Below are 13,834 nucleotides of genomic sequence, written 5' to 3'. Positions count from 1 at the left end.
GATAGTCTTTTTCAGATTCAATCAATAATTGAACCGCTCTTTCTCTGATTTCAGGGGTATATTTTAATTTGGTCATCGGAACATTCTCTCAGAATACTGAGTCTCCGACAAACCCGGTACGGTTCAACCTACTAATAATCAAATTTAACCTACAATCCTAAATTTAGTACCCTGTATATCGAATATAAAAAGCTGCACCATGTCCAATAAATCCGTGACACTTGATGCGTCATCAAGCAAAAAGCCGCTCAATGCGGCTTCTGTTATTTTATAGATTGTGAAGTGGAAGATATTCCCTCTAAATTCACTTAAATTTAAGTAGTCAAAAACCGCACTTAAACATCTATCACATCAGCAAAGTTTGCACCTAAAACTTTTGCTAAATCTTCGGGCTTTAAACCAATATCCAAACCACGCTTACCACCACTCACATAGATTTTAGCTAAGTGCTGCGCAGAAGCATCGATCACTGTTTTTAAACGTTTTTTCTGTCCAACTGGACTAATACCACCAACCAAATAACCAGTTAAACGCTCTGCATCCTTTGGGTCTGCCATTTTTAGTTTTTTACAGCCAAATGCTGTGGCCACTTTTTTCAAATTCAGCTGATATTCCACTGGCAATACGGCAACAAAGTAATTTTTATCGTCCGTAACCATCAAGGTTTTAAACACTTCTTCGACAGTTAAACCAAGTTTTTCCGCAGCTTCTAAACCAAAACTTTTTGCTTCTGGGTCATGGTCATATTCATGAATTGTAAAGTCGATTTTATTAGATTTTAAGAGTTTACATGCAGGTGTCATTGCTTTTTCGTCATTCCATTCGGACAACTAAGAAAACTCGATTATAAGCCTATTCTCGAAAGACTGGCGAAGACTTTTATATTTTTCATGAAAACGACTTGTGTAATAAGTTTGAGTTAAATACATTTAAACAAAGCAAAAATTTTAAAAAATATGACAACGCTGACTCAAGACCTCATCCAATTATTATCTGTAGTACCCAAAGATCAGGGCTACTTTTTAGCACAAAGTAAACCTCTGTTTGGTGACCATATTTTTGGTGGACAATTACTTGCTCAGAGCATAGTCAGTGCATCCTTTACCTGCACACTCCCACTCCACTCTTTACATGCCAACTTTATTTCTGCGGGTCTTGCAAATCATCCCGTATTATTTAAAGTCGAAAATTTACGTGATATCCATAGTTTTTCTACACGACAAGTGACCGCCATACAGCATGGCAAACCAATATATATGGTGATGTTGTCCTATATGAAAAACGAAACGGGTATGGAGTATCAAATACCTGAACCAGATCTGATCCCACAGTTTCCACCAAGTATGCTCAAAGAAGAGCAATTCTATAAAGCGCAAATCCAATCATTTATTTCACCTGAATATCTGGCCACATTTTTACAGCCTTTTCAGCTTATATCTAAACCAATTGAATACGTGCTGACAGACTTGCCACAGTCCGGTCAAGCTTCTGTCTTAAATCAAAATCAATATGCAGAATATTTAAAACTCCATGATGCCTTGGATGCACAATTTGACCAACTTCATATACATCAGGCCATTGCAGCATATTATTCAGACTATAATTTATATTCTGCGGCGCTTAAAACTCATGGTTTAAATTATCTGTCTCCTGAACTCATCGCAACTAGCCTTGATCATTCGATGTATTTTCATCATATCTTTCGGGTGGATGATTGGATTTTCTATGACATGAATACCACTCGAACCTCCCAATCACGTGGGCTTAGTCATGGGCAAATGTGGCAAGATGGAAAATTAGTCGTAAGTACTACACAAGAAAACTTAATGCGTTATACAGGCGAATCGTCAGCCCTGTGACAATCTTTAACATACAAATTCTTGTTAAGTTAAGCATCCCGCGTATAAAATTTATGCAAATCATACCGCTATAACAATAATATGCCTTCGATCTACCAACTTAAGCCTGCATTTCAAAACCTGCTTCGACCTTTGGTTAAATCACTTCATCATCTTGGCATTACAGCAAATCAAGTAACACTACTAGCAATGTTCATTTCGCTAGCTGTGGCATTTTTCATTTATATCTATTTCTCTCACAACGGTATTGGTATTTTACTGTTGATTTTCCCTGTATGGATGCTTATTCGTATGGGATTCAATGCCATAGATGGCATGCTGGCACGTGAGTTCAACCAACAATCCAAACTCGGTGCTTTTTATAATGAATTATGTGATGTGATTTCCGACTCAGCACTCTATTTTAGTTTAATTTGTTTTGCTTTTATTCAAGCTGAACTGCTGATTTTAACCTGTTTTCTCGCCATACTTGCTGAATATACAGGTGTGATGGCGCCATTAGTGGGTCAAGAACGTCGCTACGATGGTCCAATGGGAAAAAGTGACCGCGCTTTTGTATTTAGCATCATCTGTATCGTGATCGTGACTTCTTCTATATTTAACTTCGGTTTAAATACATTGTCTCTTATTTGCAATAGTATTTTGATTATTATCATCTTTTTATTATTTATCACGATTTATAACCGCATTAAAAATTGCATTATCAACCCACAATAAATTTCAGTTTAGATCGTCAGTCGATTCATTATTTTGAGAACAACACAATGTATAACAATACTCAGCATACCTTTACGAGCCATGATGGAACATCCTTGTTTTATCAACACTGGGAAAATAGCAGTTTAAAAAGCAACCGCAAGAAAAAAGCAGTGATTTTATTTCATCGTGGCCATGAACATTCGGGACGAATAGCGCATTTGGTCAATGAATTGAATTTGCCTGATTTTGATTTTTTCGCTTGGGATGCGCGAGGACACGGTAATACAGCCGGTGAACGTGGTGATGCACCGAGCTTTTCGGCATGCGTTCAAGACATTCAATATTTTGTTCAGCATATAGAACAAAATTACCAAATTCGATCAGAAAATATAGCAATTGTAGCTCAAAGCGTTGGTGCTGTTTTAGCCGCGACATGGGTGCATGATTATGCCCCTAAAATTCGTGCTTTATGCCTTGCCTCGCCTGCATTTGACATCAAACTCTATGTGCCTTTTGCAAAACCTGGCTTAACACTCCTCAACAAATTCGCTGGCAACTTTTTTATTAATAGTTATGTCAAAGCCAAAATGCTGACGCACGATACTGCACGTGCGCAAAGTTATGACACTGACCCGCAGATCGCTCGGGCCATATCGGTCCGTATGCTGCTGGGTCTATATGCAGCCTCAGATCGAATCGTTAAAGATGCACAAAATATTTTCGTTCCTACACAGGTTTTATGTTCAGGATCTGACTTCGTGGTGCATCAAAAACCGCAATTGGCGTTTTATCAAAAACTTCCTCATCCAATGAAGGAATTTCACGTCTTAGACGGTTTTTATCATGATACTTTGGGTGAAAAACATCGCAAAATCGCCACAGATAAAATCCATCGCTTTATTCAACAATGTTTTAAACAACCCTATTCCACACCTAAACTTTTAGATGCCGATAAAATTGGCCCGAGCTGTGCTGTTGCAGAAACCTTAAGTTCAACGCTTCCAAAACACTCTTTAAAACATGCATTTTGGAGCTTAACCAAACAAAATCTTAAAATTGGTAGTCTCTTTTCTAAAGGTTTAAAAATTGGTGAAGATACAGGATACGACTCTGGCAGCACCTTAGATTTTGTCTACAGAGATCAATCAGAAAGCCAAAATGCTCTCGGTAAAATCATCGATCGACAATATTTAAATGCGATTGGTTGGCGTGGTATTCGCGTTAGAAAACAAAATATTGAAGCGCTATTAACGAAATATGCTTCTAAGTTACATGATGCCCAACACGCGGTACGGATTATGGATATTGCTGCAGGCCATGGCCGATATATTTTAGATGCTGTACAAAAACTGCCTCAACAGCCTGAATCCATCCTGCTTAGAGACTATAGCTCGATCAATGTACAAGCGGGTCAAGCAATGATTGAGCAAAGAGGTTTAAGCCAGATTGCCAAATTTGTAGAAGCGGATGCATTTGATACCACTTCTTTAGCCAGTGTTGAACCTAAACCCACTCTAGCCGTGGTCTCAGGTTTATACGAATTATTTAGTGATAATGATTTACTTAGACAGTCCTTATCCGGCTTAAGCCAGGCCATTGAGAAAGATGGTTATCTCATCTACACGGGTCAAATTTGGCATCCGCAACAAGAGTTTATCGCCCGTGCCCTGACCTCACATCGCCAAGGAGATGCATGGGTCATGCGTTTGCGCTCACAAGCAGAAATGGATGCCTTGGTTGAGCAAGCCGGTTTCAAGAAAGTCGATCAAGTCATTGATGAGTTTGGTATTTTCACCGTTTCCGTTGCACAAAAAATTTAAGCTTGGATGGTCAATCTTATGCATAAACTGGATACGGATACAGGAACTTGGAAATACGGCCTACTGTGTTTGGCATTTCTGGCACCTTTTTTCTTCTTAAGTTATGGTTTTGCCAACCAATACGCTGCGGGTTTAGCGTCTGTACCTGTTATCGTCTTTGAATGGGAAAAATATATTCCACTTTGGCCATGGAGTATTGTGCCTTATTGGTCGATTGATCTGTTCTATGGTTTGTCTTTATTACTTTGTTGGAATAAGTTTGAATTAAAACAACATGTCCTGCGACTATTTTCGGCACAAATCCTTTCAATCAGCTGCTTTTTAATTTTCCCGCTACGTTTTAGCTTTGAACGCCCCGAACTCACAGGTTTTTTCGGCCTATGGTTTGATGTCTTGATGGGCTTTGATAAACCGTTTAATCAAGCACCCTCTCTGCACATTGTGCTACTGGTGATACTTTGGGATTTTTTCCGTCGGCATAGCACAGGTAAGCTAAAATATCTGGTAGATGGTTGGTCCTTTTTGATTGGTCTCTCAGTTCTAACCACTTGGCAGCACCATTTTATAGATATTCCAACAGGTTTATTGGTCGGTGCCTTATGTTTATGGCTATTCCCGATGGCTGGCTCTGCGCCATGGGTTCAAAATAAACAAAGTCGGCTAAGCTTAAAGCACATTAAAATCGGCATCCTTTATCTGTTTGCTGCCTTATTGTGTAGCGCAATCGCACATGCAAAAGGTTGGTGGCTTTGGCTGCTCTATCCTGCAAGCAGTCTGCTTTTAGTTTCGTTTGCATATTTATTCAATCGTCCCCATTTTTTTCAAAAACTCAGTCATGGTGATATGACCATTGCTGCAAAAATATTGTTTGCGCCTTACTTTGTATTTGCTTGGATCAATAGCCGAATCTGGACTTATCGCCATCCTGAAGATTCTAAAATCATCAAAATCAATCAGAGTTATATTTATTTAGGTCGCTATCCGTCCAAACAGGTCATGCAACAATATGATGCTTTACTCGATTGTTGCGCAGAATTACCCACTTATCCAAAGTGCTCCTATGCTCAAACCTTGAGTTTAGACCTGATTCCTTTACAGGCCAATCAGCTGCATAACGCTGTAGAGTCTTTAGAACTATTCTTGAAATCTAATAACAATGATGAAGCACAAAACATCTTGGTCTTCTGTGCTTTGGGATATTCACGAAGTAGTGCTGTAGTGGCCGCATTATTATTGAAACAACATCCTGAATATTCAGTCGAAGATGTTTTAAGGATTATTCGCCATAACCGCCCTTGGGTCGTGCTTAAAGCACCGCAAATAAAACATTTAAATACTTATCGTTTAAAACTTAAAGGACTTGCACCATGAATTTACAACTTGTGGTGCTGTCAAAGTTGTTGCAATCCACCACTGGATTGCTCATCTCAGCGTATGTGGCAGCGATTCTCACGCTCTGGCTCATCATCCAGTTTGGCAATGTGATGCTATTCGATTTGCTATATGTAGTGATTTGTCTAGTTTTGCTTGGAATACAACATTATTTAAGCCTGAGAATCAAATTTGATTCGGCACTTTTAGCCACTGTCGCTGAATACAGCCAAACCCAAAGCCTAGAACAAACCACCAAAGAGCTGGACTTAAGTTTAATTAACCTAAAATTAATGCCTACAAATAAATGTGGCCGCGCATGGGAACTACGTGAGTTAGGTTGTCTGGCTTTATTTAAATGGCAGATCTTTGTGCTTTGCTTGCAATACATCGCATTCATCTGCATATTTTTACTGTATAAATAATTCACAATAATTTGAAGCCATGCCAAATCCATTAGACACTTCAAGGAATGCTCACTCACCAATGAAAGGTAATTTTCTAAGCCGTTCAATTGCTCGCTATATTGCCTTTCTCACTCGTCGTGGTGCGCGGCTGCTCACGGGCGCGCGGAGTCTGTGGGTCGGGTGCAAACCGGTTATGAAACAGCGTATTTATTATGCAAATCATAATAGCCATATCGACTTTATTTTGCTTTGGTCATCACTGCCGACAGATCTCAGACGGAAGACGCGTCCTGTAGCGGCTTCGGATTATTGGTTAAAAGATGGCTTTCGGCGTTTTCTCATTCAAGACACGTTTACTGGTGTCACTATTCAGCGAAATCGAGAGCAAAATCAAGATCCCTTAGAACCGATCAAAATCGTATTAGCGCAAGGTGACTCGATTATTTTCTTTCCTGAAGGTACTCGAAATTTAAATGATGACGTTGAATTATTAGAGTTTAAAAGCGGCTTATTTCATCTCAAAAATCAATTTCCAGATGTTGAAATCGTACCGGTATGGATCTCAAATTTAAAACGTGTCATGCCTAAAGGTGCGCTAATACCATTGCCACTATTATCTACCGTTATTTTTGGTAAGCCTTTAGAAGTTCATAATGAACAGAGTAAATCCGCGTTTTTAAACTACGCTCAAGAAGAACTACTCAAATTAAAAGCATTGGAGTATCAATAATGGAATTCACCAATGCGCAAATGACTTATGTATTGTTTGGTATCTTTGCGATTATTTTGATTATTGCCTCAACCATTGGCTCAATACTAAAATTTAAAGCGGGTTATGCACCTGCACCAGTCATCGACAATTTAAATGCGCGGATCAATGCATGGTGGGTCATGTTGTTGGTACTTGGTGTAGCAATTTCATTAGGCAAAATTGCCTTTGTGATCCTGTTTGCGTTGATTTCACTCTTTGCTTTACGTGAATTTATCAGCTTGCTCCCAACCCGTCGCGGTGATTATCTTCCTTTGCTGATCGCTTTTTATTTTGTCATTCCTTACCAGTATTACTTGGTGTATATCGATTGGTATGGGCTATATTCTATTTTTATTCCACTGTATGTATTTCTTCTTATCCCTATCGCTACACTCAAAGCCGAAGATACCACGCGATTTTTAGAACGCAGTTCAAAAATTCAATGGGGACTGATGGTCAGCGTATTCTGTATTTCGCATGTGCCTGCGCTATTAAATCTTAAACTTCCCGGATTTGAGGGTGAAAAAATTTGGCTAGCAATCTGGCTGATCATGGTGGTACAAGCCTCCGATGTCTTGCAATATGTCTGTGGCAAGCTATTTGGAAAGCACAAAGTCGCACCGATACTTTCACCATCTAAGACCGTAGAAGGATTAATCGGAGGCATTGCTTTAGCCACTGCATTAGGTGTTGCTATGTCATGGCTTACACCCTTTAGCTATCTACAGGCTGCATGTATTGGATTTATTGTTTGCATATTTGGCTTCTTTGGTGGTCTTGTCATGTCAGCCATTAAACGCGATCGTGGTGTAAAAGACTGGGGACAACTTATCCAAGGCCATGGTGGCATGCTCGACCGAATTGATTCAATCTGCTTTTCTGCACCGATTTTTTTCCACATTTTGCGCTATTGGTGGTCTTAAGAAATGACTAAGTTTCAAACAGAAAATTTGGGATTTTAAATGATGTTACGCACGTAGAATTAATTTTACATTTTAAAAATGATTTTTAAGTCTATGCGACGGAGTCTTACATCTAAGGATTGAATAAAGGTATTAGCCTTCGGCTGGAGATACTCTTACGAAGCGTTGTTTCTTATTCGGCAAAATGAGAAGCGTGCTTCATAAGGAAACAATCTTGCGGAGCATTGCTCCTCACCGTAAAAATAGTTCACTAGCGGCAAATTATTCAAAGAATCGCAGAAACATTTTTGATTACAATTAGTCCTGTCTCAAACAATTGCGGATGACGTTACCGTGTATCGTTCTTTTATTTGAATCAACGTGCGCTTCTGATGTTACTGCGTAGCATCGGTTAATAATACGCACAATAAAAAATCCCAAGCAAACAAGCTTGGGATTCTTCTTATCAGGTATTCGATTTAAATGTCTGAAATTGCAAACTTTTTAAAAATACTTGCACGACGTTTAGGATGAATATTGGCTTTAGTTAAATCGCCTTGGTAGTGATCATAGACACGTTTATCCATCATCTTAAACCAAATAGAGGGTACTAAAGCAGGAATTAGCATAGTGGCATAGCCGCTAGGCAACTCTGGCGCTTCGTCAAAATGTCTTAAAGCCTGAAATGGACGAGTCGGATACGCATGATGGTCTGAATGTCGCTGTAATTGATACAAAAATAGATTGGTCACAATATTATTGTTATTCCAACTATGTTCAGGCATGGTTCGCGCATAACTTCCATCCGCTTTTTGCTCACGCTTCAGGCCATAATGTTCAATATAATTAATAATTTCAAAAAGGCTGATTCCATAAAAGGCCTGTGTAACTAAATACGGTGTCACGCCTTTACCAAACATTTTCAGCATCGCGGCATGAAAACCTGCACTCATCGCCCAACCATGAAACAGTTCATTGTCCTTCGAAAAGAAACTTAAACCTTTACGTTTTAAGCGTTGTTTCTCAATCTGCACCGCCGATTTAATTCCACCAAATACAGTGCGTGGCCAAAACTCATAAAAGGTTTCGCCCATTTTTGAAGATGCAGGATCTTCAGGCGTTGCCACACGTCTATGGTGTCCATAAGGATGTTCAATGCGGAAATGGCTATAACCTAATGGTGCGAGCGTCGCATGTGCCCAATAATGGTCTTTTTTATGTGGTCGATGGCAGAGTTCATGTGCTGTATTTACACCGACGCCATTAATTGCACCCATCGAAATCCCAAGTAGAACTTGATCTAATATTGAAACATCTTTACGGGTAACCACATAGCCAGCAAAAGCATTCGCTGCCATTTGCAGTGGGATAAATAATTTGACGATACGATCATAATAAGGATCATTCACTAAAACTTTAATGTCATCATCTGTCGGGTTATTGGCATCATCACCGATCAGTGCATCCAGTGCAGGAATAATGACATGCAGTAGAAGCGGCCCACCCATGGCAAATAGTTTTTTTGTCGGTTTTGGACCAAAATGATAACCCGCCAAGATCCCCATACCAATGACTGGTAAACCTGGACTCAATAGCCAACCATAACGTTTTTTATCTAAAACACTACCGATTTTGCTTTCTAACTGAGCGAGCTGCTGTTCATTTAATTTTACTGGTGCATTCATGCGCTAGACTTCCCTATTTACTTCTTCTGTGTTTATATTCGTAAAATATGGGCAGCCAGAACAGTTTTAAGCGTCCAAAAAAACTATGCGATCGTCTTTGGCATTTAAGGATAAATGTTGACCTTTAAGCACATAGTGGCCATCTATAAATACAAAATTAATATGAGTAAATATTTGAAATATGGATGCTTTAAGTAAAATTTTTGATGATATCCATCTCCACCGATCTGAATATATTTATTTGAGATCAAAGCATCCTTGGGCTTTTCATTTTCAAGATCACAATGCCATGGTTGCGTATGTGGTGATTCAAGGTCAGTGTGTTGTGCATATAGATCAAGAGCAGGTTTTTCTTGAAGCTGGTGATCTTTGCCTTATTCCGTCAGGGCAAAACCACCACTGCAAACCTATACAGTCTGATGTCTTGGTCGAATCAGTGAACATCACGCCACTGTTTCAAGAGCAACGAAATAAAATCATTGAATTAAATTCTGCCGAATCTCCAGAAGTAGAAGAATTATTTGTACTAGCGATCCGTGGGCATGTCGATAGCATTATGGCAAAGCCTTTAGTAAATGCACTCCCCACGCTGTTACATACACCACATATCATGAGCAGTACCGCACCTGAATGGTTGCAAATTGGCTTACATTTTCTGGCCGTTGAAGCGCATCAGATCCGTCCAGGCCGCGATAAAATTTTGGATCATCTGGTGAGTATTTTATTTATCGAATGTGTGCGTGATTATATTGCAGCCTTGTCAGATTCAAGCAGTTGGTTGCATGCCTTGAGTCATCCTGAATTATCCAATGCTTTGGCCGCGATTCATGAAAAACCGCAGCATGCTTGGACCGTCGAAAGTTTGGCAGAACAATGTTGTATGTCGCGTTCTAAATTTGCCAGTTTATTTACTCAAATGCTCGGTGAATCACCACTCGCCTATTTGCAGCAACATCGTTTGCGACTGGCAACACAGCACTTACAAACGGGGCAACTGACTATTCAGCAAATTGCCCATCGTATCGGTTACTCATCTGAAACGGCATTTAGCCAAACTTTTAAAAAGTTTTATGATCTCACACCGAGCCAGTATCGACAGCAGCATCAGCTCGCAAAAACTGAGTCACCTTAGAGGTTTATTTAACTGACGTTACGCATATAAAAGTAATTTTGCATTTTTAAAATGATTTTTAATTTTATTCGACGGAGTCTTACATCTAGGGATTGAATAAAGGGATTAGCCTTCGGCTGGAGGTACTCTTACGAAACGTTGTTTCTCATTCGGCAAAATGAGAAGCGAAGCTTTGCAAGGAAACCATCTTACGGTGCAATGCACCTCACCGACAAAACTCGTTCAATAGCGTCAAATTACTCAAAGTATCGCAAAAACTTTTTTGATTAGAAGTAGTCCTGCGTCGAACAGTTGCGGATGACGTTACCGTGTATCATACTTTTATTTAAATTAAATTACGCTCCTGATGTTACTGCGTAACATCAGTTATTTAATTTAAAAGCTTTAAAATCGCTTCCACAGGGTTTTCACTGTTGCCTGAAAGCAGTTGTTTATGCATGGTGATGTGCTGCATCACTTGAATTTGAGATTTTTCAACACCCATCAAGCTTTCAATTTCTGCTGCTAATTTTTCAGGTGTTGCATCATGTTGAATAAGTTCCTGAATCACCTTTTTGCCCGCAATAATATTTGGCAATGAATAATACGGAATTTTGATCAGCAATTTCACCACATGGTAGGTCAGCCAATTTAACTTATAAAAAGTCACCATTGGACGATGTAAAAGCATCGCTTCTAAGGTTGCCGTTCCTGATGCTAAAGCGACAATATTCGATGCGTTCATCACCTGACGGCCAATTTTAGATTCGGTATCGTTGTTTTCCATCAAGCGAACTTTGGCTTGTAATGCTTCAGGGTACTGCTTGAGCAACAATTCGATTTGCTGTTTACGTGCATCATTGATTGCAGGAATCAGGAACACATAGTCTGGATGCTGCTCCGTCAAAATCTGTGCGGCGGACAGCACCAAAGGCCCTAAGCGCTCAATTTCCCCGCGACGGCTGCCCGGAAGTAATGCAATGTGTTTTTGATGCTCATCTAAGCCTAACTCGTGTTTAGCCGCAACGAGTGGATTATCTAAAGGCAACTGACTTGCCAATGGGTGTCCGACAAATGCAGCCGGAACTTGCCATTTTTGGAAAAACGCTTTTTCAAATGGAAATAAGCAAAGGACTAAATCAATACTTGCTTTAATGCCATGTACACGCCCTTGACGCCACGCCCACACTGAAGGGCTAACATATTGTACTGTTTTAATTGGTAGCTGTTTTTGCTTTAAGCTCTTAGATAAACGCAAATTAAAATCCGGCGCATCTATCCCTACAAAAACATCGACAGGATTTTCAGTCCATTTTTCAACCAGACCATCGCGTACAGCAAAGAGTATTTTAATATCTTTTAAGACCTCAACAATCCCCATTACCGATAAAATATCCATCGGGTAATAGCTGTTAAAGCCTTCTGCAATCATTTGCGGACCACCGATGCCTTCAAATTCCGCATCAATCCCTTGCTCTCGAAAACTACGGATAAGTTTGGCGCCTAATGTATCCCCCGATACTTCCCCAACCACGATGCCAATTTTAAGTTTCCGATTTTGCAAAAGTCTGTCCTTTTTACTCAGTTTTCTTTAGCTATAGATTCTATACGAGTCCTTCGCAAAGTTAATAGATTTCCAAAAAAAGCTGCACGTCTTTAATTCAACATTTTAGGATGTATGCATCACTGCTACTTAGCTGCTGATTAAAATTTTTCCGCCAATGATTCGGATTTGTGCGGTATTTATTCTTAAAAGAGTTTACGAAATAGCACTGCGGTATTAAAACCCGCGCTTTCCGCAATTTTATCAATCGAATAATCCGTCACTTCGAGCAATTCAGCGGCATATCGTAGTCTTTCATTATTTAACCAAGTGACAATTGGTAGTCCTGTCGCATGTTTAAAATGTCTGGTCAGTGTCCTTCTACTCATATTGGAATAATGGCGAAACTTTATCTTTTAAGGCGTATGAGACTTTGCAGCAGTGGACTTTATGTTCACTGTTGCATATATCGATAAATAACAAATTGAAGATTAGGAATATAAAATCTACGGTGCGTTTTAGACATTGGATATCTATTTTCAGATCGTCACTCCTTTATATTCTTAATACATGATTTCAATGCATCCTAATCTCTATTTGAACTATCAACCACTTGAGAAAGCCGAAATCAATAACTTAGCTTATTTAAAATCCATTATTTTCCAAATTAAAATCATTCTTTATCTATTTTTTTCACAAGCAAATCACTAATCGAGACAACGACTTATATCAATTAGTCATAAGATATGCACGTTTTTTGATATTTGGCATTCAGCGATGGTCGGTCCTTTAGAGTTCATTCTGGCAGGTGTAATTGTAGGTTTCTGCGTAGGTATTACCGGTGTTGGCGGTGGTTCACTGATGACCCCGATCCTGATCAGCCTGTATAAAATTGAACCCCATATTGCGATTGGCACAGACTTACTATATGCCGCAATTTCAAAATTTTGTGGTTCTTTAGTTCATGCACGTAAAATGAATATCGTATGGACCATTGTTATTTGGCTTGCTGTCGGCAGTATCCCTGCGTCTTTTGCGACCCATTGGGTCCTTGAAAACTATCTGAGCCAATCGACACATTACAAAACCGTATTAACCATGTTTTTGGGTTTTATGCTGACGATTACTGGGATCTCAATTATTTTCCGTGGTCATATTGAAAAATTCTTTAATAAATTTCGAAAAACTGATCAGTTAGATGATATGAGTGCGGATCTTGAACGTATCAATTTCCAAGCAAAAAATAAGCGTGCATATATCATCATTATGGGGATTATTTTAGGCGTATTCGTTACCCTATCGTCTGTTGGTGCAGGTGCCTTCGGTATTATGGCCTTGGTGCTCATGTTCCCGAACTTACCGATGATTCGTATTATTGGTTCTGACGTCGTACATGCCGTGCTTCTTACACTGGTTGCAGGCTTGGGTCATATGAGCTCAGGTAATGTCGATTTTCATTTATTGGGTTGGTTATTGGTGGGTTCTATTCCTGCAATTGTGGTCGGAACTTTAATCAGCTCACGTTTACCTGAAAAAGTCATTCGTAAAGTCTTAGGCATTACCTTGTTTGTTTTAGGCATGAATTTCATCATTAATCCAGTAAAATCAAAACCTGTCGAAAAACCAACAACTGCAATGTTGATCGCACCGACAGTGAATAGTCAGCAGGTTTAAATTAACTGCCCG

Annotated in this window: 13 protein-coding genes; 9 read left to right on the top strand and 4 right to left on the bottom strand. The window is 39.4% G+C overall.

The genetic code is table 11. From position 1 onward, the window contains the following. Positions 1-335: 335 nt before the first annotated feature. Positions 336-803 carry a Cys-tRNA(Pro) deacylase gene (gene ybaK / locus FTT85_RS13450; protein ID WP_180023982.1) on the bottom strand — a complete coding sequence of 156 codons (468 nt, stop codon included), beginning with the start codon at positions 801-803 and terminating at the stop codon, positions 336-338. A gap of 153 nt (positions 804-956) precedes the next feature. Here ybaK and FTT85_RS13445 point away from each other — a divergent pair, with 153 nt between their 5' ends. The 7 genes from FTT85_RS13445 (at position 957) to FTT85_RS13415 (ending at position 7,830) form a co-directional block, all read left to right on the top strand. Beyond that, on the top strand, positions 957-1,859 hold the full coding sequence (locus tag FTT85_RS13445; RefSeq protein ID WP_180183767.1) for an acyl-CoA thioesterase II: 903 nt from the start codon (positions 957-959) through the stop codon (positions 1,857-1,859). Between the two features lie 81 nt (positions 1,860-1,940). Next, positions 1,941-2,576: a CDP-alcohol phosphatidyltransferase family protein gene (locus FTT85_RS13440; RefSeq protein WP_180183766.1), complete on the top strand. Its 636-nt coding sequence runs from the start codon at positions 1,941-1,943 to the stop codon at positions 2,574-2,576. 47 nt (positions 2,577-2,623) lie between these two features. Next, positions 2,624-4,378 (top strand): bifunctional alpha/beta hydrolase/class I SAM-dependent methyltransferase, encoded by a 1,755-nt coding sequence (locus FTT85_RS13435; protein ID WP_180183765.1) that lies wholly within the window; start codon positions 2,624-2,626, stop codon positions 4,376-4,378. Between the two features lie 18 nt (positions 4,379-4,396). Continuing rightward, positions 4,397-5,749, top strand: a complete 1,353-nt coding sequence (locus tag FTT85_RS13430; protein ID WP_373886892.1) for a phosphatase PAP2/dual specificity phosphatase family protein — start codon at positions 4,397-4,399, stop codon at positions 5,747-5,749. After that, complete coding sequence (locus FTT85_RS13425; RefSeq protein WP_111884314.1) at positions 5,746-6,174, top strand: hypothetical protein; 429 nt, start codon at positions 5,746-5,748, stop codon at positions 6,172-6,174. Before FTT85_RS13430 ends, FTT85_RS13425 begins: the two co-directional genes overlap by 4 nt. A 61-nt stretch (positions 6,175-6,235) precedes the next feature. Continuing rightward, entirely contained in the window at positions 6,236-6,886 is a 651-nt protein-coding gene (locus FTT85_RS13420) for a 1-acyl-sn-glycerol-3-phosphate acyltransferase (RefSeq protein ID WP_180183763.1), read from the top strand. Next, a complete protein-coding gene (locus tag FTT85_RS13415) occupies positions 6,886-7,830 on the top strand; it encodes a phosphatidate cytidylyltransferase (RefSeq protein ID WP_180183762.1) in 945 nt (314 codons plus the stop codon). Before FTT85_RS13420 ends, FTT85_RS13415 begins: the two co-directional genes overlap by 1 nt. 458 nt (positions 7,831-8,288) lie before the next feature. Here the strand turns inward: FTT85_RS13415 and FTT85_RS13410 are convergent, their stop codons facing one another. Further along, a complete protein-coding gene (locus FTT85_RS13410; RefSeq protein ID WP_180183761.1) occupies positions 8,289-9,494 on the bottom strand; it encodes an alkane 1-monooxygenase in 1,206 nt (401 codons plus the stop codon). Positions 9,495-9,675: 181 nt separating this feature from the next. Here FTT85_RS13410 and FTT85_RS13405 point away from each other — a divergent pair, with 181 nt between their 5' ends. Continuing rightward, entirely contained in the window at positions 9,676-10,626 is a 951-nt protein-coding gene (locus tag FTT85_RS13405) for an AraC family transcriptional regulator (protein ID WP_180183760.1), read from the top strand. A 370-nt stretch (positions 10,627-10,996) separates the two neighbouring features. On the opposite strand, the gene lpxB is transcribed toward FTT85_RS13405, so the two are convergent. Both lpxB and FTT85_RS13395 read right to left on the bottom strand, forming a co-directional pair. Then, complete coding sequence (gene lpxB, locus FTT85_RS13400) at positions 10,997-12,169, bottom strand: lipid-A-disaccharide synthase (RefSeq protein ID WP_180183759.1); 1,173 nt, start codon at positions 12,167-12,169, stop codon at positions 10,997-10,999. Positions 12,170-12,354: 185 nt separating this feature from the next. Further along, positions 12,355-12,537, bottom strand: coding sequence for a helix-turn-helix domain-containing protein (locus FTT85_RS13395; RefSeq protein ID WP_180183758.1), 183 nt, complete (start codon positions 12,535-12,537; stop codon positions 12,355-12,357). Between the two features lie 388 nt (positions 12,538-12,925). On the opposite strand from FTT85_RS13395, the gene FTT85_RS13390 reads away from it, so the two are divergent. Next, on the top strand, positions 12,926-13,822 hold the full coding sequence (locus tag FTT85_RS13390) for a sulfite exporter TauE/SafE family protein (protein WP_078193863.1): 897 nt from the start codon (positions 12,926-12,928) through the stop codon (positions 13,820-13,822). Positions 13,823-13,834: the final 12 nt, after the last annotated feature.

The sequence above is a fragment of the Acinetobacter sp. YH01020 genome (assembly GCF_013420275.1).
GTDB lineage: Bacteria > Pseudomonadota > Gammaproteobacteria > Pseudomonadales > Moraxellaceae > Acinetobacter > Acinetobacter amyesii.
This window is presented reverse-complemented; position numbering and strand designations above follow the sequence as displayed.

Coding starts and splice junctions, on each gene's coding strand:
- FTT85_RS13415 (WP_180183762.1), top strand. CDS start 6,886: ATGGAATTCACCAATGCGCAAATGACTTATGTATTGTTTGGTATCTTT.
- FTT85_RS13395 (WP_180183758.1), bottom strand. CDS start 12,537: ATGAGTAGAAGGACACTGACCAGACATTTTAAACATGCGACAGGACTA.
- FTT85_RS13440 (WP_180183766.1), top strand. CDS start 1,941: ATGCCTTCGATCTACCAACTTAAGCCTGCATTTCAAAACCTGCTTCGA.
- FTT85_RS13410 (WP_180183761.1), bottom strand. CDS start 9,494: ATGAATGCACCAGTAAAATTAAATGAACAGCAGCTCGCTCAGTTAGAA.
- FTT85_RS13420 (WP_180183763.1), top strand. CDS start 6,236: ATGAAAGGTAATTTTCTAAGCCGTTCAATTGCTCGCTATATTGCCTTT.
- FTT85_RS13435 (WP_180183765.1), top strand. CDS start 2,624: ATGTATAACAATACTCAGCATACCTTTACGAGCCATGATGGAACATCC.
- FTT85_RS13445 (WP_180183767.1), top strand. CDS start 957: ATGACAACGCTGACTCAAGACCTCATCCAATTATTATCTGTAGTACCC.
- FTT85_RS13430 (WP_373886892.1), top strand. CDS start 4,397: ATGCATAAACTGGATACGGATACAGGAACTTGGAAATACGGCCTACTG.
- FTT85_RS13390 (WP_078193863.1), top strand. CDS start 12,926: ATGGTCGGTCCTTTAGAGTTCATTCTGGCAGGTGTAATTGTAGGTTTC.
- FTT85_RS13425 (WP_111884314.1), top strand. CDS start 5,746: ATGAATTTACAACTTGTGGTGCTGTCAAAGTTGTTGCAATCCACCACT.
- ybaK (WP_180023982.1), bottom strand. CDS start 803: ATGACACCTGCATGTAAACTCTTAAAATCTAATAAAATCGACTTTACA.
- FTT85_RS13405 (WP_180183760.1), top strand. CDS start 9,676: ATGGATGCTTTAAGTAAAATTTTTGATGATATCCATCTCCACCGATCT.